Annotated in this window: 26 protein-coding genes; 12 read left to right on the top strand and 14 right to left on the bottom strand. The window is 68.4% G+C overall.

Annotation, left to right across the window (positions count from 1 at the left end; all coding sequences use genetic code 11):
• Window positions 1–21: 21 nt before the first annotated feature.
• The 4 genes from DK459_RS06895 to DK459_RS06905 form a co-directional block, all read right to left on the bottom strand.
• Window positions 22–2,508, bottom strand: coding sequence for a fimbria/pilus outer membrane usher protein (locus tag DK459_RS06895; RefSeq protein ID WP_049053234.1), 2,487 nt, complete (start codon window positions 2,506–2,508; stop codon window positions 22–24).
• A 145-nt stretch (window positions 2,509–2,653) separates the two neighbouring features.
• Window positions 2,654–3,208, bottom strand: coding sequence for a fimbrial protein (locus tag DK459_RS06900; protein WP_110134576.1), 555 nt, complete (start codon window positions 3,206–3,208; stop codon window positions 2,654–2,656).
• A gap of 88 nt (window positions 3,209–3,296) precedes the next feature.
• Window positions 3,297–3,488, bottom strand: coding sequence for a hypothetical protein (locus tag DK459_RS30365; protein ID WP_146221877.1), 192 nt, complete (start codon window positions 3,486–3,488; stop codon window positions 3,297–3,299).
• A 130-nt stretch (window positions 3,489–3,618) separates the two neighbouring features.
• The gene (locus tag DK459_RS06905) at window positions 3,619–4,410 is read right to left on the bottom strand and encodes a sulfite exporter TauE/SafE family protein (RefSeq protein WP_060721602.1); all 792 of its coding nucleotides are present in this window, start codon (window positions 4,408–4,410) and stop codon (window positions 3,619–3,621) included.
• 72 nt (window positions 4,411–4,482) lie between these two features.
• Between DK459_RS06905 and DK459_RS06910 the strand changes: the two genes are divergently transcribed.
• Entirely contained in the window at window positions 4,483–5,148 is a 666-nt protein-coding gene (locus DK459_RS06910) for a response regulator (protein ID WP_049053239.1), read from the top strand.
• Window positions 5,145–6,428 carry a sensor histidine kinase KdpD gene (locus tag DK459_RS06915; RefSeq protein WP_110134577.1) on the top strand — a complete coding sequence of 428 codons (1,284 nt, stop codon included), beginning with the start codon at window positions 5,145–5,147 and terminating at the stop codon, window positions 6,426–6,428. The genes DK459_RS06910 and DK459_RS06915 overlap by 4 nt, the downstream gene beginning before the upstream one ends.
• Here the strand turns inward: DK459_RS06915 and DK459_RS06920 are convergent.
• From DK459_RS06920 to DK459_RS30740, 6 genes are all read right to left on the bottom strand, one after another.
• Window positions 6,364–6,999 carry a ParB/RepB/Spo0J family partition protein gene (locus DK459_RS06920; RefSeq protein ID WP_054499743.1) on the bottom strand — a complete coding sequence of 212 codons (636 nt, stop codon included), beginning with the start codon at window positions 6,997–6,999 and terminating at the stop codon, window positions 6,364–6,366. The two genes, DK459_RS06915 and DK459_RS06920, sit on opposite strands and share 65 nt — an antisense overlap.
• Window positions 6,884–7,432: an N-acetyltransferase gene (locus DK459_RS06925; protein ID WP_076472562.1), complete on the bottom strand. Its 549-nt coding sequence runs from the start codon at window positions 7,430–7,432 to the stop codon at window positions 6,884–6,886. Before DK459_RS06925 ends, DK459_RS06920 begins: the two co-directional genes overlap by 116 nt.
• The gene (locus DK459_RS06930) at window positions 7,429–8,652 is read right to left on the bottom strand and encodes a phosphoadenosine phosphosulfate reductase (protein ID WP_054446964.1); all 1,224 of its coding nucleotides are present in this window, start codon (window positions 8,650–8,652) and stop codon (window positions 7,429–7,431) included. The genes DK459_RS06925 and DK459_RS06930 overlap by 4 nt, the downstream gene beginning before the upstream one ends.
• 239 nt (window positions 8,653–8,891) lie before the next feature.
• On the bottom strand, window positions 8,892–9,263 hold the full coding sequence (locus DK459_RS06935; RefSeq protein WP_006386483.1) for a tRNA-binding protein: 372 nt from the start codon (window positions 9,261–9,263) through the stop codon (window positions 8,892–8,894).
• A gap of 58 nt (window positions 9,264–9,321) precedes the next feature.
• Complete coding sequence (locus tag DK459_RS06940; RefSeq protein ID WP_024069891.1) at window positions 9,322–10,950, bottom strand: PQQ-binding-like beta-propeller repeat protein; 1,629 nt, start codon at window positions 10,948–10,950, stop codon at window positions 9,322–9,324.
• Between the two features lie 199 nt (window positions 10,951–11,149).
• Window positions 11,150–11,320, bottom strand: coding sequence for a hypothetical protein (locus DK459_RS30740; RefSeq protein WP_165601568.1), 171 nt, complete (start codon window positions 11,318–11,320; stop codon window positions 11,150–11,152).
• 479 nt (window positions 11,321–11,799) lie between these two features.
• On the opposite strand from DK459_RS30740, the gene DK459_RS06945 reads away from it, so the two are divergent.
• From DK459_RS06945 to DK459_RS06955, 3 genes are all read left to right on the top strand, one after another.
• Entirely contained in the window at window positions 11,800–11,994 is a 195-nt protein-coding gene (locus tag DK459_RS06945) for a hypothetical protein (protein WP_006386486.1), read from the top strand.
• A gap of 29 nt (window positions 11,995–12,023) precedes the next feature.
• Window positions 12,024–12,509, top strand: a complete 486-nt coding sequence (locus DK459_RS06950) for a GNAT family N-acetyltransferase (RefSeq protein WP_058207630.1) — start codon at window positions 12,024–12,026, stop codon at window positions 12,507–12,509.
• 123 nt (window positions 12,510–12,632) lie between these two features.
• Window positions 12,633–13,265, top strand: a complete 633-nt coding sequence (locus DK459_RS06955) for an FMN-binding negative transcriptional regulator (protein ID WP_026384422.1) — start codon at window positions 12,633–12,635, stop codon at window positions 13,263–13,265.
• Here DK459_RS06955 and DK459_RS06960 read toward each other — a convergent pair.
• On the bottom strand, window positions 13,225–14,505 hold the full coding sequence (locus DK459_RS06960) for an MFS transporter (protein ID WP_024069888.1): 1,281 nt from the start codon (window positions 14,503–14,505) through the stop codon (window positions 13,225–13,227). The genes DK459_RS06955 and DK459_RS06960 overlap by 41 nt on opposite strands.
• An 87-nt stretch (window positions 14,506–14,592) precedes the next feature.
• On the opposite strand from DK459_RS06960, the gene DK459_RS06965 reads away from it, so the two are divergent.
• The 3 genes from DK459_RS06965 (at window position 14,593) to DK459_RS06975 (ending at window position 16,587) form a co-directional block, all read left to right on the top strand.
• Entirely contained in the window at window positions 14,593–15,333 is a 741-nt protein-coding gene (locus DK459_RS06965) for a helix-turn-helix transcriptional regulator (protein WP_006386490.1), read from the top strand.
• Window positions 15,334–15,438: 105 nt separating this feature from the next.
• On the top strand, window positions 15,439–16,089 hold the full coding sequence (locus tag DK459_RS06970; RefSeq protein WP_110134578.1) for an N-acetyltransferase: 651 nt from the start codon (window positions 15,439–15,441) through the stop codon (window positions 16,087–16,089).
• A 225-nt stretch (window positions 16,090–16,314) separates the two neighbouring features.
• Complete coding sequence (locus tag DK459_RS06975; RefSeq protein WP_006386492.1) at window positions 16,315–16,587, top strand: hypothetical protein; 273 nt, start codon at window positions 16,315–16,317, stop codon at window positions 16,585–16,587.
• Between the two features lie 42 nt (window positions 16,588–16,629).
• Here DK459_RS06975 and DK459_RS06980 read toward each other — a convergent pair whose 3' ends face one another.
• The 3 genes from DK459_RS06980 to DK459_RS06990 form a co-directional block, all read right to left on the bottom strand.
• A complete protein-coding gene (locus tag DK459_RS06980; protein WP_006386493.1) occupies window positions 16,630–17,397 on the bottom strand; it encodes a DUF1828 domain-containing protein in 768 nt (255 codons plus the stop codon).
• A complete protein-coding gene (locus DK459_RS06985) occupies window positions 17,394–17,930 on the bottom strand; it encodes a hypothetical protein (protein WP_006386494.1) in 537 nt (178 codons plus the stop codon). Before DK459_RS06985 ends, DK459_RS06980 begins: the two co-directional genes overlap by 4 nt.
• Window positions 17,931–18,110: 180 nt before the next feature.
• A complete protein-coding gene (locus tag DK459_RS06990) occupies window positions 18,111–18,965 on the bottom strand; it encodes a neutral zinc metallopeptidase (RefSeq protein ID WP_006386495.1) in 855 nt (284 codons plus the stop codon).
• Window positions 18,966–19,054: 89 nt separating this feature from the next.
• Here DK459_RS06990 and DK459_RS06995 point away from each other — a divergent pair, with 89 nt between their 5' ends.
• The 4 genes from DK459_RS06995 to bamC all read left to right on the top strand — a co-directional run bounded on the left by DK459_RS06995 (window position 19,055) and on the right by bamC (window position 22,524).
• Entirely contained in the window at window positions 19,055–19,681 is a 627-nt protein-coding gene (locus DK459_RS06995; protein WP_006386496.1) for an L-threonylcarbamoyladenylate synthase, read from the top strand.
• 60 nt (window positions 19,682–19,741) lie between these two features.
• Complete coding sequence (locus tag DK459_RS07000; RefSeq protein WP_020928926.1) at window positions 19,742–20,389, top strand: site-2 protease family protein; 648 nt, start codon at window positions 19,742–19,744, stop codon at window positions 20,387–20,389.
• 87 nt (window positions 20,390–20,476) lie between these two features.
• Window positions 20,477–21,382: a 4-hydroxy-tetrahydrodipicolinate synthase gene (gene dapA / locus DK459_RS07005; protein ID WP_006386498.1), complete on the top strand. Its 906-nt coding sequence runs from the start codon at window positions 20,477–20,479 to the stop codon at window positions 21,380–21,382.
• 17 nt (window positions 21,383–21,399) lie between these two features.
• Window positions 21,400–22,524, top strand: a complete 1,125-nt coding sequence (gene bamC, locus DK459_RS07010) for an outer membrane protein assembly factor BamC (protein WP_006386499.1) — start codon at window positions 21,400–21,402, stop codon at window positions 22,522–22,524.
• The last annotated feature ends 144 nt before the right edge of the window (window positions 22,525–22,668 follow it).

The raw sequence follows: 22,668 nt of genomic DNA on the forward strand, positions 1-22,668 counted from the left end.
ACATGGCACCCCGCGGGGCGGTCAGTGGCAGGGCAGGGGCTGCGGCCCCTGGTCGATGGCCGTGGCGGCCGGCAGCGCCAGGCGGCATTCGCGGGTGCCGGACCAGGTAACGGTCAGCGCCTCGCGGTCCTCTGGCGCCACGTTCAGGTAAACCAGTCCGCCGTCGGCCACCATGCCGGCGGTCTTGCCGCTACGGGTGGACAGCACCAGCGCGCCCAGGGGCGGGTGGCTGCCGTCGGCCAGTTCGACGCGGCCCAGTACCTGTTCGCCCTGGCTGGCGCCGATGCGCGTGTATCCGATGGCGCCCTCGGTCAGCACCTGGCTGATCATCGCGTCGGCCACGTCGACACCCTCGGGCAGCGCGTTGACGTCCACCGCCAGGCTGCTTTCGCGGTAGCTCGACATGCGGTTGACGACGGCGATGCCGAAGCGGTTTGTGATGGCATCGCCGCCCTCGATCTGTACGCCGGCGATGCCGCCTGTGTCGACCATCATGCGCGGCTCGTTGCCCGCGGACGGCGGCCCGAAGGCCGCGCCCTCGGCGGTGGCCGTCAGCGAGCCGTACCAGCTCACGCCGACGCTGCGATACTGGCCTGGCTGCAAAGTGAAATCGCCGGCGGCTTGGCCGTAGCGCGTGCGGCTCTGGATGTTGCCGCCCATGCTCTGGTGACGCTCGGCGTTGTCGCGGCTGTCGCTGGCATTCAGGTTCCAGGTGGTGTCCCGGTTGCTGTAGTCGGTGTAGCCGACGTCCTGTCGCAAGCGGCCGCCGCTGTTCTGGTAGCCGTAGCTCAGCTGGCGGCTGTCGCCCAGCGGGATGCTGAGGCTGGCGTAGACCTGGTTCTGCGTCGGGCCGTGGAAGCTCTGGGTGCGCGCCAGCGCCAGCGACAGGTTGACGTTGCGCAGCGGGCCGAAACTGGAGGTCTTGTTGAACGACAGCATGTAGTGGTTGTTGGACGTCGCGTCGTTCCAGTAGTTGATCCGGCTCAGCGACAGCGAAACGCCCAGTTCCAGCGGCCGGACGTACTGGCTGTAGGAAACGGAGTAGCTTTGCTTTTCGTCGCGGAAGTCGCCGCCGCGCAGGGCCGAACGGGCGATGAATTCCCGCATCGACAGGAAGTGCCGCCCGGAGAAGCGGTAGCCCATGAAGGTCAGCGTGCTGCCCAGGTCGTCGAAGCTCTTGGCGTAGTTGATCCGATAGCTGTAGCCCGTGCGTCGCGGCGCCGAGGCATACGGCAGGCGCGCATCCGAACGCGTGACGTCGGCCGACAGCGCGCCCAGCCTGCCCAGGTTCTGCCCGGCGCCCAGCGCCAGCGACTGGTAGTTGTCGTCGGTGACGATCAGGCCGCCGTACAGCGAGGTGTTGTTGAACGCGCCCCAGATGGCCTCGCCCGCCATGAAGCGGGGCCTGGCCACGTGGTTGCCGCTGGCGCCGCCGAACAGCGGGCGTCCCAGCGATAGCTGGTAGCGCAGGTTGCCCTTGCGCGTCATGAACGGCACGCTGGCGGTGCTGACCTGCCAGCTGCGTTTGCTGCCATCGCTTTCCTGCAGCGTTACGTCCAGGCTGCCGCTGATGTTCTGGCTCAGCGCCGGCAGCACGAACGGGCCGGGCGTTACCCGGGTCTGGTAGAGCAGGCGGCCGTTCTGGCTGACCGTCACTTCGGCGTTGCTGTTGGCGATGCCGGTGATCTGCGGCGCGTAGCCTTGCAGCGACGGCGGGAGCATGCGTTCGTCGCTGGCCAGCGTCACGCCGGCGAAGCGGAACGGGTCGAAAATGGCGGACGACAGGTAGGTCTGGCCCAGCGTCAGTTTCGAGCGCCATTGCGGCAAGGCGCGGAACAGATAGGTCTGCGGCAGGCGGAAGCGCGTCTGCGACTGGCCGCCGCTGTCGTAGCGGTTGTACTGGTAGTCGCTGCGCAGTCGCCAGGCGCCCAGGTTCAAGCCGCCGGTGCCGTACAGCGTATAGCTCGCCGAGCCGGGGCCCTGCCGCGGCGTGTAGCGGTTGGCCAGCAGGCTGTAGTCCAGGATCACGCCGTTCACGCCGTCGCTCCAGCGTGCCGGCGGCACCCAGTCGGGGTCCTGGTATTGCAGCCAGGCCTGCGGCACGATCAGGGTCAGGCTCTGGTGTTCGGCGCTGTAGATGACCCGGCTGTCGGGGGTGTCAAGGTCGACGCAGGGGCCGCCCTCGGCCGCGTCGACCTGGGCCAGCCGCGCGCGGAACTCTTCTTTCAGGTCCAGCATGTCGACCATTTCCGGCGTGACACAGAACACGGTGCCGTCGCCGGTCACGGGCACGGCCCGGACCAGGGTCTGGCCCTGGATCAGCCGCCGATCGAGGTAGATGTCGAGCAGGTAGGCGCCGGGCGCGATGTAGCCGTCGCGGCTGAAAGTGGACAGATCGATGTTGCTCTTGTCGTTGGTATTGAGAAAGCCGCTGCTGAATTCTGTCGCCTGTGCCGCGCACGCGAAAAGACTGATCGCCACGAGGGGCGCCAAACGGGCTAGGGTCATGATATCTATCGCCGAATCTCCGGCCAGGGGTGCCGGACTGCTTCGGCGGGGTGCGGCGGCGCGGCCGCCTCGATGGGGGGATTCTCCGCGGCGCCCCGGCCCCTTTGCCGGGGCCGGGCGCGCGCGGCGGCGCGGAATCTGCTGATTACTTGTACTTCAGCATGTAGGCCACTTTGGACGAGACCGAACCCGCGGTGACATTGCCGGTTCCGGATTTGGCGATGCGGGCGAAAAAGCTCAGGACATTGTTGCCGTCATGCATCTGCACGCCGGTGCCTTCTGTGGTGAAGTCGTAATTCGTCGAGCCGTCGGCCTTCAAGAGCTGGATGCCGACGTTGGTGGCGTCACCCATGGTGTTTGGCACGATGCCGTTGGTGCTGGTTTGCCCGGGGAACGTGACCTCGATCTTCGAGGAGGGGGCGGTGCCGCCCCCGGTGGGGGCGGCGAAGCTGCAACCCGTCATGTGGATCTCGATCGGCACCGAATTGCCATGGCTGTTGGCAGTGCCCAGGGAGGTCTTGCTGACCTGGCCCAGGTCGACGGCCAAGTTGGAGTCCGCGGCCAGGATGGAGCATGGCGCCTCGGTGACCGAGCCGGTGAAGTTGATGAAGCCTTGGCCCATATCACCGGCGGCAAATGCCGCCACCGGGCCGAGCAGAGCGGCGGTGGCCGCGGTGGCGAGGAGCGTCTTCTTAAACATGGATAGTCCTTATGTGATATCCGTGGGGGATTGCCTGCGCTGAATGCCGCGCAGTGGTTGAAGAAATCGAAGAAACCGGGCGGAAAAATTATGGAGTTGGATGCGGTGCTTTTTTCCACGCATCCATGGCGGGATCTATGGCGTCCGCGAGGAAATGCGGGCCAGGGGCGGCAGCAATGCGAAACGCGCGATCAGCGGCGCGGAAGGTGGCGCGCGCGGCCGGTGGCGAGCCAATCAGGACCCGCCAGGCATGCGGATGGATATGAGAGGTTTTCGTCATGCAGGCCATCTTGCATGGCGTGCATTATCTGAGCGTTAACACGAATCAGAGACGAAGCCAGTGACTATCGTGCGTGCGATAGGCACGGCGTGGCGCGATAAGGCCTGCGCGAAGTTGGAAGCGGACCCGCTCAGGCGCGCCAGGCCAGCACGCCCGCCACCACCACGCACACCGCGGCGAACACGCGTTGCAGCACGGCCTGCGGCACGCGCGGCGCCAGCGCGCGCCCGCCCGCCATGCCGGCGATGGCCGCGGCCACGAAGGCCCATTGCGCGGCCGACAGCGTCAGGCCATGCAGCAGCGCGGAGCTGACCGTGGCGGCCGACACCAGCGCGATGACCATGAGCGAGGTCGAGACGATGCTGATCATGCGCGCATCGCTGAAGTGCGTCAGCGCCGGCACGATGATGAAGCCGCCGCCCACGCCCAGCATGCCGGTGCACAGCCCGGACACGGCGCCGATGCCGCCCAGCGTGGCGGCGGTCAGGCGATTCCAGACGAAGCGGCCGGTCTCGGGCGACAGGCGGCAGGCCTTGGGCGGCGCGTCGGGGGCGCCCGGTAGTGGCGCGCGGCGTCGCGATTGCTGCACCATGCGCACTGCCACCAGCAGCATCACGCCCGCAAAAGTCAGACTAAGCCACTGTGCCGGCACCTGGCGCGCCAGCGACAATCCCAGGGGGGCGGTCAGTGCGCCCACCGCGGCCATCAGCATGGCGGCCTTGTAGCGCACCAGGCCCCGCATCAAACCCTGCAGGGCGCCGACCGCCGAGGCGATGCCCACCGCGATCAGCGCCACCGGCGCCGCCTGCGTCAGCGTAAGGCCCAGGCCGAACATCAGCGCGGGCACGGCCAGGATGCCGCCGCCCGCGCCCGTCAGGCCAAGGGAGACGCCGATGCATAGTCCCAGCAGGGTCGCGGTCATCATTATTAATTACTTTTGGAAATTAACTTATTACTTCTAATAAGTATAACGTGCCGGGACTGGGATACTGCGATGCGCATTTTGTTGGTCGAGGATGACGCTTCCATCGCGTCGGCGATTCAAGCCGGGCTGGGGCTGCAAGGTTTCGTGGTCGATGCGGTCGGGAGCCTGCGGCAGGCCGACCTGGCGGTGGGAACGTCCCACGCCAGCGCTTGTGTGCTGGATCTCTGCCTGCCCGATGGCGACGGCGTGACGCTGCTGGCGAAGTGGCGCGCGCGGCGCCAGGACCTGCCGGTGCTGGTGCTGACCGCCCGGTCGGCAATTGCGCAACGCGTCGCGGCGTTGCGCGCCGGCGCCGACGACTACGTCCTCAAGCCGTTCGACCTGGATGAACTGGCCGCGCGGTTGCAGGCGCTGATACGGCGCGCGGCCGGCCATAGCGCCGATCGCATCGACCACGGCCGCCTCACGTTGTACCTGTCGCGCGGCGAAGTCCTGCTGGACGGCGCCCGCGTCACGCTGCAGCGGCGCGAACTGGCCTTGCTCAAGACGCTGTTGCAGCATCCCGGGCAGATCCTCACCATGGACCAGTTGCGCGACAGCCTGTATGGCTTTGACGACCGGGTCGAGAGCAACGCCGTCAACGTGCATATCCACAAGCTGCGCCGCAAGCTCGGCGCCGGGCTGATCGAGACCGTGCGCGGCTGGGGCTATCGGCTGGGGATGCCGCCGCCATGAGCCTGCGCGTTCGCCTGATGCTGATCCTGGGCGCCGTCTGGCTGGTGGTCGGCGGCGCGGTGACGCTGTGGATGTTCGAACTTGCCAGCGCCGAGCTGGACGCGGCGCTGGACTCGCGGCTGGCGGCGTCGGCGGCCATGGTGGCGCGGCTGGTGACGCAGCCGTCGCGTCCGGCCACGGCGGATGGCGGCGACATGCTGGCGATCGTCGGCCCGCCGGCGGGCGACGCCCGCTGCGCGGCCGGGCCGGGCGACGACGCGGCGCAGGCGTGCGCGCCGGACGGACAGGCGCTTGCCGCCGCGCCGCTCGGCTACGGTTCGCTCATGCGGGCCGGTGCCGACTGGCGCACTTATGCCTTCGAGACCGACGACCTGCGCGTGGTCACCGCCGGTCGCGGCGACATCCGTGCCGCGCTGCATCGGCAGATCGCCTGGACGGCGCTGCTGCCCAGCGTGGCCGGGCTGCTGCTGGCCATGGCGCTGCTCTGGTTCGGGGTCGACCGCCCGTCAATTCCCCAGACGCTGGCGCGGCTGTCGCGGCGCATGGAGGAAATGCTGCGGCGTGAGCGGCATTTCTCGGATCATGCGGCGCACGAAATGCGCGCTCCGGTCACCGCCATCAAGGCGCATCTGCAGGTGCTGCAACGGTTGCCGCAGGCGCCCCATGATGCCGCCAGCCGCCAGGCCATTGCGCATGCGCTGCAGGGCACCGAGCGCCTGGAGCGCCTGATCGAACAGCTATTGGCGCTGGCGCGCGCCGATGGCGACGAGGCGGCCGGCGTGCCGGCCTGCGACGCGCTGGCGGTGCTGGCGCGGGTGGCCGGCCGCAAGCCCGCGCGGGTGCGCTGGCGCATGCCCACCGGCCAGCCCTGGGTGGCGCTGCCCGATACCCTGCTGGATTGCGCCGTGCGCAACCTGGTGGACAACGCGCTCAAGTATTCCCCCGACGACAAACCGGTGGAGGTCGACGCCGGCATCGTCTCGGATTGGCTGGTGGTGACGGTGCGCGACCACGGTCCCGGCCTGACGCCGGCGCAGTGCGCGCAGGCGGCCGCGCCGTTCTGGCGCGGTCATCGCCAGGTCGAGGGCGCCGGCCTGGGGCTGTCGATCGTGGCGACCATCGCGGCGCGCCACGGCGGCATGCTGGAATTGACGCCAGCCGTCGGTGGCGGCTTGTGCGGCCGCCTCAGCCTGCCCCTGGTCAATCCCGTCCATGCTATTCCCATGACCTGGAATAGTGATGATCAAGGAACATCTCAGGCAGGCCGGACACCTGCTTGAAGCGCAGGATCTCGTCGGGGTCCATGCCGAGCTGGCGGGCGATGTCGGCATCGTTCCAGCCCGCCCTGACCAGCCGCACGACGATGTCGGTCATGGGCATGACGCCATGCACGCCGCGGGCGCGGTTGTGGCGGATGGTCGCGGCGATGCGGTCGGCCGTGGCATCGCGCCCGGGCCGGATGGCGACGACGGGCAGGTAGCCATGCAGCCGCTGCCGGATGGGCCCCTTCTTCTTGCCGACCCGCTGGCGGTGGAAACCGTCGACCACCACGTAGCCATCCTGCCCGTCCGGATGCGCCACGATGGGCTGGGTGTAGCCGTCGGCGTCGATCGACAACTCCAGCAAGCGCATCTCCGGTGGCGCAACGGTGTTGGGGTTGTAGTCGTTGGCCTGGACCCGTTCGCCGGGCACCCACAGCACGCAATCGACCGGCTCGGCGGCAAAGGGGCTGTGCTCATGCAGGCATTGGCGGATCTGGTTGATGGCTTCGATCCGCTCGCGCAGCGGCAGGCTCCGCAGTTCGTTGAACAGGAGCCGGGCCCGGCTCGTCAGGTCCGCTGCGTGTGGCATGCGTGTTCCTTTTCAAGGTGGCCCAGTTGCCACGGGTGAGATGGACCTGGAAGCCGTAAGGCTGCAGGCGCGCCGCGCAGTCCCATGGCACGCGCAACACGCATGGCTGGTTCAGCGCGTCGATGTACTCCAGCACCCGCTGCCGCAGCGCCCGGAACAGGCCGAGCTGGCGCGCCTCGGGGCGCACGTAGCCGTCGCGGATGCGGACCTCGCCGCTCAGGAGTTCGATGCTGATGAAACCCAGCACGCGCTTGCTGGCGTGTCTTCGGACGATGAACCAGAGATAGCGCGGGCCGTCGCTGAGCGGGTAGCCGCCGCAGTCGCGTCTGACGTTGGCGCTGGCGAAGAAGCGGCCCATCAGGGCGAAGAAGGCCGGCTCGTCGTCGTACGAGCGCAGTTGTTCGAATGCGTAGTGCTTCAGGGGATGGGTCATGGGACGGCGCGGGGCTTGGCGGGAAGCAGGGTATCGATATCGCGCCGGGCGGGACCGAACGACAGGGAGCGCGCCATGTCCTGCTTGAGCAGCGACAGGCCGATGCGCCGCCACGATGGTTGCGCCTTGCGGTTCTCGAGATCGGGAACGCCCGCGTCCGGCCACATCGACAGGGGATGGCCGCGTTGCTCCCACCACTGGATGAAGACATCGATGCGCCGCGCGTAGACCTGGCGCAACGCGGCCGGCATGCTGTCGAGCAGGAACTGGCAGTATTGGCGCCAGGTGCTGAAGGTGGGCGGCAGGCCCAGGCCGCCGCGGTAGCCGAGAAAGCGCTGGCGGCAATAGCGGGCCGCGTAGTTGGCGCCTTCGACGCGCTTGACCGTGCGGAACCAGGTGTCGGGTTCGAGCTTGTGGAACAGGTCCAGGCCCTTGCGTTGATCGTCGCCGTAGGGTTGGCAGATGCGCATCTGCGAAAACGCCACGCCCGCCCGCAGCATCTGGTCGTAGAGGCGGTTGTAGGCGTGGCCGTGCTCGCCGGTGTAGCGCCACAGGTCTTCGAATTTCCAGTCGTAGATCGGAAAGAAGGTGACGCCGCCGTCGCCGGATTTGTCGCTGGTGCTCCAGGGCAGCGGCTTGTGCGCGCCGGGGGGCGTCCAGGCGCATTTCTTGGTGCGGCGCTTGACCGCGAGGTAGCGGTTGAGCGATTCGTCGGAACGGATGCCGACCAGGAACGCGGTGGACGCGTCGCGCGCCAGCCAACGGTTGAATTCGGGCACGAATTCCTCGAACTCCATGCGGTGGCGATAGAACGGGAATCGGGCGGGGTCGCTGATGACCGAGGGATGGCTCGGCAGGGGGCGGATCCAGTCGGCCTCGCGGCCCGGTTCCCAGGCACACCAGTAGGGTTCGCGCAGGCTGGACGCGTTGCGCAGGTTGATCGGCAGGCAGACCCACCACGGCTGGACGTCGGGCCGGTCGAACATTTCGGTGACGTGTGCGATGGTGGCCTGGTATTGCCCTTCGAGGTCGATGAACACGGCGTGCACCGGGCCGCGCTTCATTTCGCGGGCGACCTCCAGCGCCAGGTGCAGCGTGACGGAACTGTCCTTGCCGCCGGAGAAGGCCACGCACACGCGTTCGAAGTGCTGGAACACCAGCCGCAGGCGCGCCTTGGCGGCATCGTGGACGTTGAGATCGCGGTAGTGCTTCACCGCCATTGTGCTGTTACCTATTCGCTTCATCCCGAGAGTCGGCGCGCGGCCGGAACCGCGGCGCGACGATGTGGCCGGCCAGGGAAAATTTATGCGAATCGGCCGCCGTAAGCCTTTGAGAATAGCGTGAAGGGCAGGCGCGGACAGGGTCAATATGTCCGACATTCACGCGACCCTCGGCGGGCATTTGCCGCGATTAAGCCGGCAGGCAGGGCTTCAGAGAGCGGGAGCTTGTGCGGGTGCGGTCAGGTGAGCCGGGCGCCATTGGGGACATCGAGCTCGGGCGTCACCAGCACGGTGTCGCCGGCGTCGTCGGCCAGGCCCAGCACCAGGACTTCGGAGCGCACCGGACCGACCTGGCGCGGCGGGAAGTTGACGACGCCCAGCACCCGTTTGCCGGGCAGCTGGTCCAGCGTGTAGCGGCCGGTGATCTGCGCCGAGCTTTTCCGCACGCCGACGCCGGCGCCGAAGTCGATGGTCAATTTATAGGCCGGCTTGCGCGCTTCGGGAAACGCGTCGGCGGCGACGATGGTGCCGACACGGATGTCGACTTGCATGAAGTCGTCGAAGCTGATGGTGGCGGCGGGCGGGGTGTTCGGGTCTTGGGTGTAGTGCATGGCTTGGCGTGACGAAGGGAATGGAACGGGGCCGGCCCGAAGGCCGGCGACAGGCCCATCATGCCAGATCGAGGTTGCCGTCCGCGCCGGTCCTGGCGGGCAGGTCGGCCAGCCTGGCCAGCGCGATGCGGCCGTCCAGCGTGCCGATCGCGAGGATGCCGTCGCGCGCCGCCATGGCGTAGATCACCGTGGCGATGCCGTCCAGGCGGACCTTGGCCGACAGGCGCAGGTCGCCGGTGCGGGCGTCGATCAGCATCAGGCTGCCGTCGAGGAAGGCCGCCGTCACCAGGCCGTCGGCCAGCACGATGGCGCTGGCCGACGCCGGCGTGGCATGGCGCCAGCGTTCCTGGCCGCGCGCCAGGCTCTTGCGGTAGATGAAGCCGCGGTAGGCGCCGTCGACCGTGGGCGAATAGTGCTTGCCGGCGATGACGACGCCCGCGCCGAGGGCGTCGTCGACGTAGGCGCCGCGGCATTCCATGGCATGGCTGGCCGGCGTGCGATCGGGCTTGAGCACGGGCCAGAGCCGTTCGATGCGGCCGTCAGGGTGGACGATGCACAGGTACTTGCCCTCGTGCGAGCCGGGCGGGGTGCCTTGCAGCGCGAACAGGCAGGGGGCGCCGTTGATGCCGATGTAGTGGTTGAAGCAATCGTAATGGCCGACGTCCAGCCGCTGTTCGCGGGCCAGCGCCGGATCCAGCAGGATGTCGGCGGCGCCGCGCGCGCGACTGCCGACGCGGTCTTGGCGGCCCAGCAGGCGGCCATCGGCGTCGACCGAGAATGTGTATGCGCCGCCGGCGTAGTCGCGCGCCGCCGCCAGTTGCCCGTCGCGCAGCACGTACAGGCGGGAATCGCGCCGGAAAATGTCGGCCGGATCGGGGGGCGCCAGCGCGTGCACCGTGACCGCCGCCGCGGGCAGGATTTCGCTGCCGCGGCCGCCGCCTTCGTGGCGCGACAGCAGCTCGCCGTTGCGGTCATAGCGGTCCAGCAGGCAGGCGTCGTGGGTGGCGCCAAGGGTATCGGCGTCGAGCCAGGCGAGGTCCCAGATCGCGCCGCGCAGGCCCAGGTCGGGCAGGCCGGACCAGTCGGCCAGGCGCGTGACCGCAAGACCATCGTCCGGCGGCGTGGCGTCGACCATGGCGGTGGTTTCGTCGAGGTCGAGCGCGGCGGGTTCGCCGGCGCGCCAGGCCGCGTCGGAATCATCGATCCGTATCCGCAGCAGCGTATCCGCGGCCGGCGCGGCGCGGTCGTCGTCCTCGTCCCAGGATTCATCCCATGGACGGACCCAGGCTTCGAGCTGCCCGGCATCGTCCAGGTAGCGGCAACGGACCACTTCCGGGACATGCAGGCAGGGACGGCGGCTGCGGCCGTCGGCCCAGTTCCAGATGACGAGGTCGCCTTCGAACAGATAGCCGCCATCGTAGCTGCCCGCGCCGATCGCAATCGCGGGCCGGGTGGGATGGAAGGCGACGTCGTTGACCGGCAGGCGCAGCGCGTCGAAGGTGGCGAACGGCGCGGCCTCGCCGCGGCGGTACAGGCCGACACGGTAGCGCAGGGTGGCGCCGCCATAGACGGCGCGCGCGCGCGGATTGATCAACAGCGGAAAGGCCGAGGCCACCGCCGCGAGCTCGCCGTCGGGACTGAAGAACACGGCGGTGATCTTGCCGGCGCCGCGCAGCGCCGGATTCATGAACGGGTTCACGATGGGCGGGGGCCGCGCGCGCCGATGCGTGGCGCGGCCGGACGTTTGGGTCCGCGCATGCCCGCGCCGGGGCGGCGGCAGGGCGGAACAATGGCGGGCGCGGGCATGGCGGATGCTGACGGTGTCAAGGGCGTGTCATATCAAGGGGGCGCGTCACGTCAAGGGGGCGCGTCACGTCAAGGGCGCGTCACGATTTGGCCGCGCCGGCGGCGGCCGCGGGCTTCTTGGCGCGAGGCTTGGCCGTGGTGGACGGCTTGGCCGCGGGGGGCGCGTCGAATTCCTGTTTGTTCCGTTCGCCCCGCGGGGTGTTTTCCGGGTGGGGTTTGGGGAAGGCCCAGGGTTTGGTTTTCTGATCCATTGCTTGTACTCCTTGCACAGGCCGAACAGTAGCATTAGCCGTGCCAGCGAGTAAGTGAGGGTTGACGTCAATATTCATCGCTTCGTGAGAGAGGACGCGGCAAGCGCGGATGGCCGGGAAAGGCGGCCACGTGGCGGGCTGGCTGACATACGACCGCGGCGGCGGCGCCGCGTTCACTCATGGGAGGCGCTTTATCCGGTATCGAATCGGGCCGCGCGATCGTTCGCGGGCGGGGTGGGTGGCGTGCATGGCCCCTGCGGGCCGCGGCCGGGTGGCCGCGCGGCCGCGATTTCGCGGGGCTGTCCGGCGTTGCCATCGTGCACGGACGGTCCGGATGCGCGAATTTTACCGTGTCGCCGCGCTCGGCCAAATGCAGCCATCCCGCCACGCATCGGACTCATCCATTTGCGTCGCTGAATGAATCACCGCAGCCGGCGCCAGCGGGGCTACGATCGGGGTGTGCACATAGGGAGGGAGCTATGGACACGACCAAGGAATGGTACGCCGCCGTCAAGGAATGGCAGCGCGCGCGCGACGAATTGACCGCCGCCGTCGCCGCCATCAAATGGCCCGATCCGACGTCGGCCTGTCTGGCCACATACGACCGCGCCTACGCGCATGAGACCGCGGCGCGCGAGCGCATGAACCAGGCCTACGAGCGCGTCCGACGATGACGGGCGGCGCGGTTGCTACACTGCCGCGCATGACGCAAACCCCGAACACCCTGACGATCCGGCTGGCGCGCCCCGACGATGCGGCGGCACTGGAAGACATATTGACCGCGACCTACGAAGGCACCTGGCGGCCGCAGATGACGCCCGAGAAATATCGGTATTTCCTGGACAGCGGCAAGATCCCGCGCTATGTCGCCGAACGCGGCGCGCGCTTTTACGTGTGCGAAGCCGAAGGCCGGGTGGCGGGCATGGTGGACTGGGAAAAGAACTTCATCTGGGCGCTGCACGTGCATCCGGCGATGCAGCGGCGTGGCGTGGGCGCGGCGCTGCTGGCGCTGGCCGAGGACGGCATGCGCCGCGCCGGTTTCGGCCAGGCGCGGCTGGAAACCGATACCTTCAACATGCAGAGCCGCGCGTTCTACGGCAAGCAGGGCTATGCCGAGATCGACACCTATCCCGACGAGGAATGGGACAGCGGTTTCACCACGGTGCTGCTGGTGAAGGCGCTGGCCTGACACGGACGGCGCGGCGGAGGGCGGCGCCACGTTGTGGCCCCATGAATTGATGGCTGGATGGCTCTGGCAATGGGGCCAGGGCGGCGCTATGGTGTGTTTTTCCTCCAGCCAGCCATTGCCGCCATGTATCTGCCGTCCGCCTTCCGCGAAGACTCGCTCGATATCCAGCACGACTTCATCCGCGCCCATCCCCTGGGGGTGCTGGCCACCAGCGGGGACGGCGGGCTGATGGCCAACCACATTCCCTGTCTGCTGTATCCCGAAGGGCCGCGGGGCGTGCTGCGCCTGCACATGGCGCGGGCCAATCCGCAGTGGCGGGAGCTGGCCGACGGCGCCGAGTGCCTGGTGGTGTTCCACGGCGCCCAGGCCTATGTCACGCCGTCCTGGTACGCCACCAAGGCCGAGACCCACAAGGTGGTGCCGACCTGGAACTTCGTGGCCGTGCACGTGTGGGGCACGCCGCGGATCCATGACGATCCGGCCTGGGTGCGCGCGCAGATCGGCGCCTTGACCGACGCGCAGGAAAAGGCGCGGGCCCAGCCCTGGCGCGTCGAGGATGCGCCCGACGATTTCATCGCCGCGCAGATGCGGGCGATCGTCGGCGTGGAAATCGCCATCACGCGCATCGAGGGCAAATGGAAGGTCAGCCAGAACCGCAACGCCGCCGACCGCCAAGGGGTGGCGCAGGGGCTGGCCGACGAGCAGGGCGACGCCGTCATGGCCGGCCTGGTGGCGCGTCGCGGCGGGCTGGACTGAGTCCGCGCCGCCAGGCCGCGCCGCGGCCCCATGCCAGGCAGGCGATCGCGGCGGCTTGCAGGCAGGCCGCCACCGCCAGGAATGCGAACATCGATTGGCCGTCCTGGCCGGCCATGGCGCGCAGCACGCCGAACACCGCCGGCGCAAACGCATAGGCGCCTTGCGACACGGCGACGATCAGCGGCACCACGCGCAAGGCGTCCTCGCGGCCGAATTCGCTCTGCGCGATCAATGGCGGCAGCGACGTGGCGTTGCCGATGCCGGCGCCGAACAGCAGCACGCCGGCCCACACCGCCCAGGCGTGGTCCGCCGCCAGCATCAGGACCAGCGAGCCGAGGATCTGCGCGCCATACGATACGCAGGCGACCTTGCGGCGGTCGGCGGACGGCGGCATCAGCCAGCCCACCAGGCTGCGCCCGGCGATGGCGCTTGCCGTGGCCAGGCCCATGGCGATGCCGGCGGTCTGCGCGCCCAGCAGTGGCGCCAGCAATGACAGCAGGTGGGCGATCAGGCCGATCTGCGCGAACAGGCCCAGCGCCATGCCGGCGCCCAGCGACAGGAAGGCGCGATCGCGCCACAGGCGCGGCACCGGCGCCAGCGTGGCGGCCGCGGCCGGTGACTGCGGGTCGGGCGCCACGCCGTCCGGGTGCTGGCCCAACTGGCGCGGCGTGACGGCGAATACTTTGCGCGCCAGGATCGCGATCACGATGACCATCGTCGCGCCGATCCACCAGGCCGCCTGCGCGAAACCGTAGCCGGAAATCAGGAAGACCCACAGCGGCGAAAACACGATGCCGCCCACGCTGGCGCCGTTGTAGGCCATGCCGAGCGCGGCCGGGCGCCGTTTCACGAACCAGGGCGCGATCAGCGCATTGACCGCCGCCGCGCCTAGCGTCACCCAGCCCATGCCGGAGAACAGCGCGGCCGCGTACAGCTGCCACGGCGCCGCCGCGCGCGCCCAGCCCGACACGCCCAGCGCCAGCGCAACGGCGCCCGCCAGGGTCACCGCCGGCACGCCCCAGCGCCGGTACAGGCGCGGCAGATTGGCCACGATCAGCGTGCCGCACAGGAAGTGCAGGCTGACCGCGGCCGAGACCAGCGCCACGCTCCAGCCGGTGCGCTGCACCACGGCGTGCAGGAAGACCGGCGGACCGTAGAAGCCCACGCCCCAGCCGAAGACGGCCAGCACGAAGGTGGCGTAGAGAACTTTCCAGCCGAAGAAAACCGGGGTGTCGCGCATGGCGGTGGCCGGCGGCGCCGGCTGTCTTGTTGGGATGACTCGCAGTATGCTTGTGCCTGTACACAACACTTTGGCCGGGACCGAATCATGGAATCCGAGTTCGCCGATATCAACCTGTCCGCCGTCGCGGGCGCCATCGCCGATCCGGCGCGGGCGCGCATGCTGTGCGTGCTGCTGGATGGCCGCGCCCGCACCGCCACGGAACTGGCCGCGGCCGCGGATATCGGCGCGTCCACGGCCAGCAGCCATTTCCAGCGCCTGCGCGAGCAGGGCCTGGTGGAGCAGGCGGCGCAGGGCAAGCACCGCTATTACCGGCTGGCCAATGCCGAAGTGGCGCGCGCGCTGGAAGCGTTGCTGGTGGTGGCGGGCGCCGAGCGCGCGCCGTTCAAGCCCAACACGCCATCGGCGCTGCGCGAGGCCCGCACCTGTTATGACCACATGGCGGGCACGCTGGCCGTGCGCGTCCATGATGCGATGCTGGCGCGCCAATGGCTGGCGGCCGATGGCCGCGACTATGTGTTGACGCCGCTGGGCGAGGCCTCGCTGGCACAGGTCGGGGTGGATGTGGCGCAGGCGCGCCAGCGCCGCCGCCGCTTTGCCTGCCCCTGCCTGGACTGGAGCGAGCGCCGCTCGCACCTGGGCGGCGCGCTGGGCGCCGCGCTGCTGGAGGCGTTGTTGCGGCGCGGCTGGGTCGACAAGGACCTGGACTCGCGCGCCTTGTCGGTCACGCGCAAGGGCGCGCGCCAGTTCCCGGCGTTTTTCGGCATGCCCGGGGAGGCGGCCGCCGACGCGGTGGACTGGAACCTGACGGGCGGCCACGCCGCCTAGGACCATTTCGAGGCGGATTTTCATCGCACCTCCCGCGGACCGGCAGGTCGCGGGCGGGCGCACATCTTTTTTTCATCGGGCATTTGCCCTGTACAGGAGGTGGCCTTGCCTACGCTGGCCCTGCACGTTTTCCGCCGCGCCTTGCCTATCGCGACGGAACTGCGCATCGACGTCAATCACGCTCCGCGCGAAGTGGAGACCGAACTTGATGCCATCCACGACCGCATGAATCGTCCTTCGGACCGCTTGCATGGATTGCCGGAGGTTCAAACCGACATCCCTGGCATGGTGCTTCGCTACCGCGAGGCCGATGGCGAGTATTACGTGTATGTGGTGGACGCGCGGCGCGGCCGGCTGGCGGGCTACACGGTGTTCAACCGGCTGATCGAAGTGGGGCGGCGCGCCGATCCCTACGTGCGCGCGCCGCATTCGAAGTACGCCGCGCCCTACCAGGGCATGGGGCTGGCCACCGCGGTCTATCGCTGGGCCCTGGACGCGGGGCTGTGCATCATGAGCGGGGCGCGCCAGTCGGTCGGCGCGCATCGCCTGTGGCTGGGGCTGGCGCGCGATTATCCGCTGGGCTATGCCGACCTGCGGCGCAAGCGGCTGACCTACCTGGGGCCGGCGGTGACGCCGCAGGTGCAGGGCGATCTGCACACCCGCATGTTCCTGCTGGGCCGGGGCTGGACCTTGCCCGACTACCTGCGGGCCACGGGCATGCAGCCCCCCGATAGTGCGCTTTCGCAACAGCTTTAGGGAAATCCCCGGGACGGATCGACGCGGCCCCGGCCGGGCGCGGGCCGCGTCCGGCTGTCAGCCGCGTCCTGCCTGCCTGTCGGCGTGGCGGGCAGGCCGCCAGGGAAACGGGGACGCAATTAGCGCGGTGCAACAATGTTTCTATCGGATGCCTGGGTTACAAAACTTATCCGAACTGTCATGAACAGGCGCGGTATGCTGGGTCGCAGATAGAGGGCATCCGAAGTGCATCAGAACAACTTGATCTACAAGGGATACCGGCTGACGGCCAAGGTGTCCCGGGGCGCGGGCGATGAAGTCCAAGCGTTGCCGAGCGGCCCCGTTTTCATCGCATCGGTCATGGTGGTCCAGGCTGGCGCCGTGCTGGAAGGTGGCGACGAATATCCCGTGCCACGCTTTGCCGAAGGTGGTTTTGTCTTCAGTCCGCGCGAAGCGGTGCATGCCGCCATCCTGCACGGCCGCGAAATCGTCGACGGCCTGACCAACATGCCATCCTGACGCCGCCGGCCGGCGCTGATGGGGCGCGGTCCGCGGCGGCGGCTATTCCGCGGCGAACACCGCCCGCCAGTCGCGGGTCTTGGCCAGCGTCAGCACGCTGGCCGACTGTTCCAGGATGGTCACGGCTTTCCTGAGTTCCTCGGCCGACGCGCCATCCTCCAGGATCACCATGCGCGAGTTGCGCGCATCGGCCATTTTCACGTCCGACATCTTGCCGTGGGTCTGGTAGACCTGCGTCCAATCCATTTTCTTGCCCGCCTTGAGCGCGATCGGTTCGATGTAGGTCAGCGCGGTGCTGCCCGCGGCGCGCACGGCGAAGGCGAAGTCGGCGGTATGGCCGCTGCTGCCCTTGGCGCGCGCGCCCTTGACCATGCGATTGGGGCCGACCCCGGCCGCCAGCGCCCGGCCGACCTGGGCGCGAAAGCGCAGCTGGCTGAAACGCGGCATCCACTTGGCGCACTGGAACGACAGCGCCATGGCCAGCTTGACCGCGTCCCACAGCGCTTCCTGCAACTGCTCGTTGGGGCCGCTGGCGACGATGGCGCCCGACTTGTCGAAGTGCGCCAGGCTCACGCCCGGCGTTTCGTTGAGGATGTCGATCCGCTTGGGCGCCAGTTCGATGCCGTAGCTGGAGGCATGCATCGCGGTTTCACAGGCGTCGGTGAGATAGAACGACGTGTCGTCCGGATGGGCGATGAAGAATGCCGCGTGCTGGCCGTCCAGGCCCAGCGTCATCGGCGAGATCGCGCGGATGGCGTGCTCGCCCGCCGGCAGGACGGTCCAGCCGGAGGCTTCCAGGAAATTGCTCATAGGATCAGTTCGATTTGTCGGCCTTTGAGGGGATGCGCGAAACCGCCGGTCAGGGTCAGGTTGGCCCTCGGCAGGAAGTACTGCATCAGCTCGGCGATCGTGTGCAGGGCGGGCACGATGGGTTCGGCGTAGCCTTCGCCTTCGTCCACCCAGATGTGTTCGTGGCTGCGGTCCGCCAGCGGCTTGCGGTATTGCGGCCGGCCTTCGCCCACCAGGCTGGTGTGGAAGGAGTCGTCGGTGTCGACGCCGAGGACGCGGTGCGGGCCGACGAACAGGCTGGCGCAGAACGCCTCGGCCAGGAAGATGGTGGCCTGGCCGTGCACGTCGGTGCGGGCGCCGCGGTAGGTGGCGCGGAAGATCACGTCGTCGCGCACTTCACCCTTGATGCGGCAAGGGCTGGCGAACTCCATCCACTGGATGCTGGTGGCGGCCGGCTTGGGGATCCAGGTGATCGGCTTGACGGTTTCCTTGGGCTCCGCGAGGATTTCTTGCACCTCATCAGCGGTGATTAACGGTTCGAACTTGTTGGCCATGGAACGGATCTGGTGTCTGGAAATGCGCCGCCGGGCCGCCCAGCGGGAAAAGCCCCCTTGCGGGAGCTCTGGCCCGCGCTTGGTCTGCGCGGGGGCGTAATCTTACAAGATGAAGACGCCCTCGGTCCGCGCGCTGTATGGATATACAGGCGCAATGGCGTCGCGGCCGGCACGCCGGGGCTACAGCGAGCTGGCGGCGAAGGTATCACATTGCTTGAGCTCGCCGCCTTCCAGGCCGCGCTTGAACCAGCGCACCCGCTGGGCCGACGAGCCGTGGGTGAAGGCGTCCGGCACCACGTAGCCCTGGCTCTGCTTTTGCAGCCGGTCGTCGCCGATGGCGGTGGCCGCGGCCAGCGCTTCCTCGACGTCGCCGCCCTCGAGGATGTTGCGGGCGGCGTTGGCGCGTTGCGCCCACAGGCCGGCGAAGCAGTCGGCCTGCAGTTCCATGCGCACGGACAGCGCATTGGCCTGCGACGGGTTGCGGCGGCGCAGGTTGTCGACCTGGTCGGAGATGCCCAGCAGGTGCTGCACGTGGTGGCCGACCTCGTGCGCGATGACATAGGCCTGGGCGAAATCGCCGGGCGCCTTGAAGCGGTTCTGCAATTCGTCGAAGAACGCCAGGTCGATGTAGACCTTGCTGTCGCCCGGGCAGTAGAACGGCCCCATCGCCGCCTGGCCGGTGCCACAGGCCGTGGGCGTGGCGCCACGGAACAGCACCAGCTTGGGCGGCACGTACTGGCGGTTCAGGTCCTTCTGGAAGATGGCGCTCCAGGTGTCCTCGGTTTCGCCCAGCACCTTGGCGACGAAGCGTGCCTGCGGGTCGTTGGCGGGCGGCCGGGCGGCCGGCCCCTGTTGCTGCTGCGCCGGCGGGCCTTCGGCCATCTGCAGCACCACGCTGGGATCGACGCCGAAATACATGGCCACCAGGGCCAGCACGATGGTGCCGATGCCGATGGTGCCTCGGCCGCCGATACGCGGGCCGCTGGCGCGGCGGTCTTCCACGTTGTCGCTTTCGCGGGAATCGTCCAGGCGCATACTGTGTCTCCGGGCGGGCCGGCATGGCCGCCATGTGTTGCCGTGGCCGCCCATGGTGAAGCGGCCTTCAAGAGTGTTAGGATAAACCCATGGCTCTCCATTTAGATATCCACCCCGCGAATCCCCAACCGCGCCTGCTCAAGCAGGCCGCCCAATGGCTGAACGACGGGGGCCTGGTGGCGGTGCCCACCGATTCCAGCTACGCGGTGGTCGCGCGCCTGGACGACAAGAACGCGGCCGACGGCCTGCGCCGCCTGCGCGGCCTGGACGAGCGCCATCACCTCACGCTGCTGTGCCGCGACCTGGCCGAGATCGGCCACTTCGCGCGCGTCGACAACCGCCAGTACCGGCTGCTCAAGGCCGCTACGCCCGGCCCCTGGACCTTCATCCTGGAAGCCACCAAGGAAGTGCCGCGGCGCGTTTCGCACCCATCGCGCAAGACTATCGGCATCCGCGTGCCGGATCACGCCGTGATGCTCGGCCTGCTCGAACAGATGGGCGCGCCGCTGCTGTCCACCACCCTCATCCCGAAGGACGAGACCGAAGCGTTGAACGACGCCGAGGACATCCGCGAGCGCTACGCCCACGAGCTGGCCGCCATCATCGACGCCGGCGCGTGCCCGCATTCGCCGACCACCGTGATCGACCTGACCGGCGCCGAGCCGGTGGTGGTGCGCGTGGGACGCGGCGACCCGGCCACGCTGGGCCTGGCCTGAAGTCACCGCCGCGCATGGCGCCCGGCGCGACCGCGCGCCTCCACTACAATCCGGTTCGCCATGAACGAACTCATCCAAACCATCGCGGTCTACGCGATACCGGTCATTTTCGCCATCACCCTGCACGAGGCCGCGCATGGTTATGTCGCGCGCATGTTCGGCGATCCGACGGCGTACCAGGCCGGCCGCGTCAGCCTGAACCCGGCGCGCCACATCGATCCGATCGGCACACTGCTGGTGCCGGTGGTGATCCTGCTGACCTCCAAGCTGCTGGGCAGCCCGGGCATGCTGTTCGGCTGGGCCAAGCCGGTGCCGGTGGATTTCGGCCGCCTGCGCCGTCCCAAGAAAGACATGCTGTGGGTGGCGCTGGCCGGACCCGCCGCCAATCTGCTGATGGCCATCCTGTGGGTGTTTTCGCTGCGCCTGTTCCTGGAATCGGGCATGCAGGAGAGCTTCTGGTTCGAGATGGCGATGGCCGGCGTGCAGGTCAACCTGGTGCTGATGGCGCTGAACCTGCTGCCGATTCCGCCGCTGGATGGGGGACGCATCCTTTTCAGCCTGCTGCCCAACCGCCTGGCCTGGCAATACTCGAAAATCGAGCCGTATGGGCTGGTGATCGTGGTGGTGCTGCTGGTGACCGACGTGCTCTGGATATTGATGCGTCCGGTATTGGCTTTGGGAACGACGATCGTTCAGTGGTTCCTCTAGGATTTTGGCCAATATCCGTTAAACTCAGCGGTTTCACTGATTCTGGCCCTGGGGCATCCCGCCGTGGGGCTTTGGAGCCCCTCATTTATGGCATCCCCTGCAACCGCCGCAGGCGTTAATTTCCAGGGCAGCATGGTGGCCCTCGTCACCCCGATGCAGCCCGACGGCAGCCTGGACTACGCTGCCTACCGGTCGTTGATCGATTGGCATATCCAGGAAGGAACCGATGCGCTGGTGGTGGTGGGCACCACCGGGGAATCGCCCACGGTCTCCATGGAAGAACACGCGGAACTGATCCGCGTGGCGGTCGAGCATGCGGCGGGCCGCATCCCGGTCATTGCCGGCGTGGGCGCCAACTCCACCGACGAAGCCATCCACCTCACGCGCCACGCCAAGGCGGTGGGCGCGCAGGCCGGCCTGTCGGTGGTGCCGTACTACAACAAGCCCTCGCAGGAAGGCCTGTACCGACACTTCCGCGCCATCGCCGAAGCCGTGGACCTGCCGACCATCCTGTACAACGTGCCGGGCCGCACCGTGGCCGACATGAGCAACGAAACGGTGCTGCGCCTGGCGCAGGTGCCGGGCATCATCGGCATCAAGGACGCCACCGGCGACATCGCCCGCGGCGGCCTGCTGTTGCGCGAGGCGCCGGCCAGCTTCCAGGTGTTCAGTGGCGATGATCCCACCGCCGCCGCCCTGATCCTGCTGGGCGCGCGCGGCAACATTTCGGTTACCGCCAACGTCGCGCCCAAGCTGATGCGCGACCTCTGTGCCGCCGCCCTGGCGGGCAATGTGCCGAAGGTGCGTGAACTTAATGCGCACCTGGCCCGTCTGAACAAGGCTTTGTTCGTTGAAGCCAATCCTATTCCCGTCAAGTGGGCGCTGGCCGAAATGGGCCGCACCGCACTGGGCTACCGGTTGCCGCTGGTGGAACTGGGCGCGCCGCACCACGAAACGGTGCGTCGCGCGCTCCAGGAAACGGGCCTGCTCTAAATATCGTGAGGATACGTATGAACAAGCGTCATGCCGGTCTGTCGGCATTGATGTCTCTGGTGTTGTTGGCCGGCTGCAGCGAGGTCAACCAATTCCTGGGCAATGAAGAGTCCGTCAACTACAAGAGCGCCGTCACGCAACGTGGCGAGCCGCTCAGCATCCCGCCCGACCTGACCCAGGCCGCCAGCGATCCGCGCTACCGCGCGCCGGCGTCGGGCTCGACCACCTACTCGCAATTCCAGCAGCAGGGCCAGGCCCAGGCCAACGCGCCCAAGGCCAGCAACGTGCTGCCCAACCGCCAGGACATGCGCGTCGAACGCGACGGCGACCTGCGCTGGCTGGTGGTCGACCGCGCGCCCGAGGACGTGTTCCCGCGCCTGGTCGACTTCTGGACCGAAAATGGCTTCACCGTCGCCAGCAACAATCCGGCCGCCGGCCTGATCGAGACCGACTGGGCGGAAAACCGCGCCAAGATCCCGGAAAGCTGGCTGCGCCAGGCCCTGGGCGCGGTGCTGGAATCGGCCTGGGACAGCGGCGAGCGCGAGAAATTCCGCACCCGCGTCGAACGCGTCAACGGCCACACCGAGATCTACGTCAGCCACCGCCAGATGCTGGAAAAGCGCGTTGGCAACGACGGCTCCCAGGTGCAATGGCAGAATGGCAAGGAAGACCCGGGCCTGAACGCCGCCATGCTGGCGCGCATGATGGTCTACCTGGGCACCGACGTCGACAACGCCCGCAAGCTGGTGCAGCAGGCCGAGGCCGCGCCGCAGAAGCCCGCGGTGCAGCAGGACGTCCGCACCCAGGGCGCCGCCCTGATCGTCAGCGAGTCGTTCGACCGGGCCTGGCGCCGTGTCGGCGTGGCGCTGGATGGCGGCGGTTTCTCGGTCGAGGACCGCGACCGTTCCGCTGGCGACTACTACGTGCGCTACGTCGACACCGACACCGGCGAGAAGATCGACCAGCCGGGCTTCTTCAGCCGCATGTTCTCGGGCGACAAGAAGGCCGAGGCGCCGCAGTACCGCATCCATCTGGTCGGCAGCGGCGAACAGACCACCGTCACGGTGCTGGATGCCAAGGGCGAACGCGACAACAGCGCCACCGCCCAGCGCCTGCTGAGCGTGCTGAAAGACAAGATGTGATCCACATCCCCCGCGAGCGCCACGGCGCTCGTATGGACCCGGAAAAGGCCCCTTGCGGGCCTTTTTCTTTGTGCGCGGGGCTGGCGCTCATCGGCCGCAGGACAAAGGGCATGGCCGTGGCGCGGCGGCTGCGCGCAAACAAAA

The sequence above is a fragment of the Achromobacter sp. RW408 genome (assembly GCF_003184165.1).
GTDB classification, from domain to species: Bacteria; Pseudomonadota; Gammaproteobacteria; order Burkholderiales; family Burkholderiaceae_B; genus Achromobacter; species Achromobacter xylosoxidans.

Bases quoted from the DNA above. Each gene is read 5' to 3' on its own strand.
- DK459_RS06915 (WP_110134577.1), top strand. From the start codon at position 5,145: ATGAGCCTGCGCGTTCGCCTGATGCTGATCCTGGGCGCCGTCTGGCTG.
- DK459_RS06965 (WP_006386490.1), top strand. From the start codon at position 14,593: ATGGAATCCGAGTTCGCCGATATCAACCTGTCCGCCGTCGCGGGCGCC.
- DK459_RS07000 (WP_020928926.1), top strand. From the start codon at position 19,742: ATGAACGAACTCATCCAAACCATCGCGGTCTACGCGATACCGGTCATT.
- dapA (WP_006386498.1), top strand. From the start codon at position 20,477: ATGGCATCCCCTGCAACCGCCGCAGGCGTTAATTTCCAGGGCAGCATG.
- DK459_RS30365 (WP_146221877.1), bottom strand. From the start codon at position 3,488: ATGACGAAAACCTCTCATATCCATCCGCATGCCTGGCGGGTCCTGATT.
- DK459_RS30740 (WP_165601568.1), bottom strand. From the start codon at position 11,320: ATGGATCAGAAAACCAAACCCTGGGCCTTCCCCAAACCCCACCCGGAA.
- DK459_RS06990 (WP_006386495.1), bottom strand. From the start codon at position 18,965: ATGCGCCTGGACGATTCCCGCGAAAGCGACAACGTGGAAGACCGCCGC.
- bamC (WP_006386499.1), top strand. From the start codon at position 21,400: ATGAACAAGCGTCATGCCGGTCTGTCGGCATTGATGTCTCTGGTGTTG.
- DK459_RS06930 (WP_054446964.1), bottom strand. From the start codon at position 8,652: ATGGCGGTGAAGCACTACCGCGATCTCAACGTCCACGATGCCGCCAAG.
- DK459_RS06995 (WP_006386496.1), top strand. From the start codon at position 19,055: ATGGCTCTCCATTTAGATATCCACCCCGCGAATCCCCAACCGCGCCTG.
- DK459_RS06960 (WP_024069888.1), bottom strand. From the start codon at position 14,505: ATGCGCGACACCCCGGTTTTCTTCGGCTGGAAAGTTCTCTACGCCACC.
- DK459_RS06935 (WP_006386483.1), bottom strand. From the start codon at position 9,263: ATGCACTACACCCAAGACCCGAACACCCCGCCCGCCGCCACCATCAGC.
- DK459_RS06985 (WP_006386494.1), bottom strand. From the start codon at position 17,930: ATGGCCAACAAGTTCGAACCGTTAATCACCGCTGATGAGGTGCAAGAA.
- DK459_RS06895 (WP_049053234.1), bottom strand. From the start codon at position 2,508: ATGACCCTAGCCCGTTTGGCGCCCCTCGTGGCGATCAGTCTTTTCGCG.
- DK459_RS06910 (WP_049053239.1), top strand. From the start codon at position 4,483: ATGCGCATTTTGTTGGTCGAGGATGACGCTTCCATCGCGTCGGCGATT.
- DK459_RS06920 (WP_054499743.1), bottom strand. From the start codon at position 6,999: ATGCCACACGCAGCGGACCTGACGAGCCGGGCCCGGCTCCTGTTCAAC.
- DK459_RS06955 (WP_026384422.1), top strand. From the start codon at position 12,633: ATGTATCTGCCGTCCGCCTTCCGCGAAGACTCGCTCGATATCCAGCAC.
- DK459_RS06950 (WP_058207630.1), top strand. From the start codon at position 12,024: ATGACGCAAACCCCGAACACCCTGACGATCCGGCTGGCGCGCCCCGAC.
- DK459_RS06945 (WP_006386486.1), top strand. From the start codon at position 11,800: ATGGACACGACCAAGGAATGGTACGCCGCCGTCAAGGAATGGCAGCGC.
- DK459_RS06925 (WP_076472562.1), bottom strand. From the start codon at position 7,432: ATGACCCATCCCCTGAAGCACTACGCATTCGAACAACTGCGCTCGTAC.
- DK459_RS06940 (WP_024069891.1), bottom strand. From the start codon at position 10,950: ATGAATCCGGCGCTGCGCGGCGCCGGCAAGATCACCGCCGTGTTCTTC.
- DK459_RS06900 (WP_110134576.1), bottom strand. From the start codon at position 3,208: ATGTTTAAGAAGACGCTCCTCGCCACCGCGGCCACCGCCGCTCTGCTC.
- DK459_RS06980 (WP_006386493.1), bottom strand. From the start codon at position 17,397: ATGAGCAATTTCCTGGAAGCCTCCGGCTGGACCGTCCTGCCGGCGGGC.
- DK459_RS06905 (WP_060721602.1), bottom strand. From the start codon at position 4,410: ATGACCGCGACCCTGCTGGGACTATGCATCGGCGTCTCCCTTGGCCTG.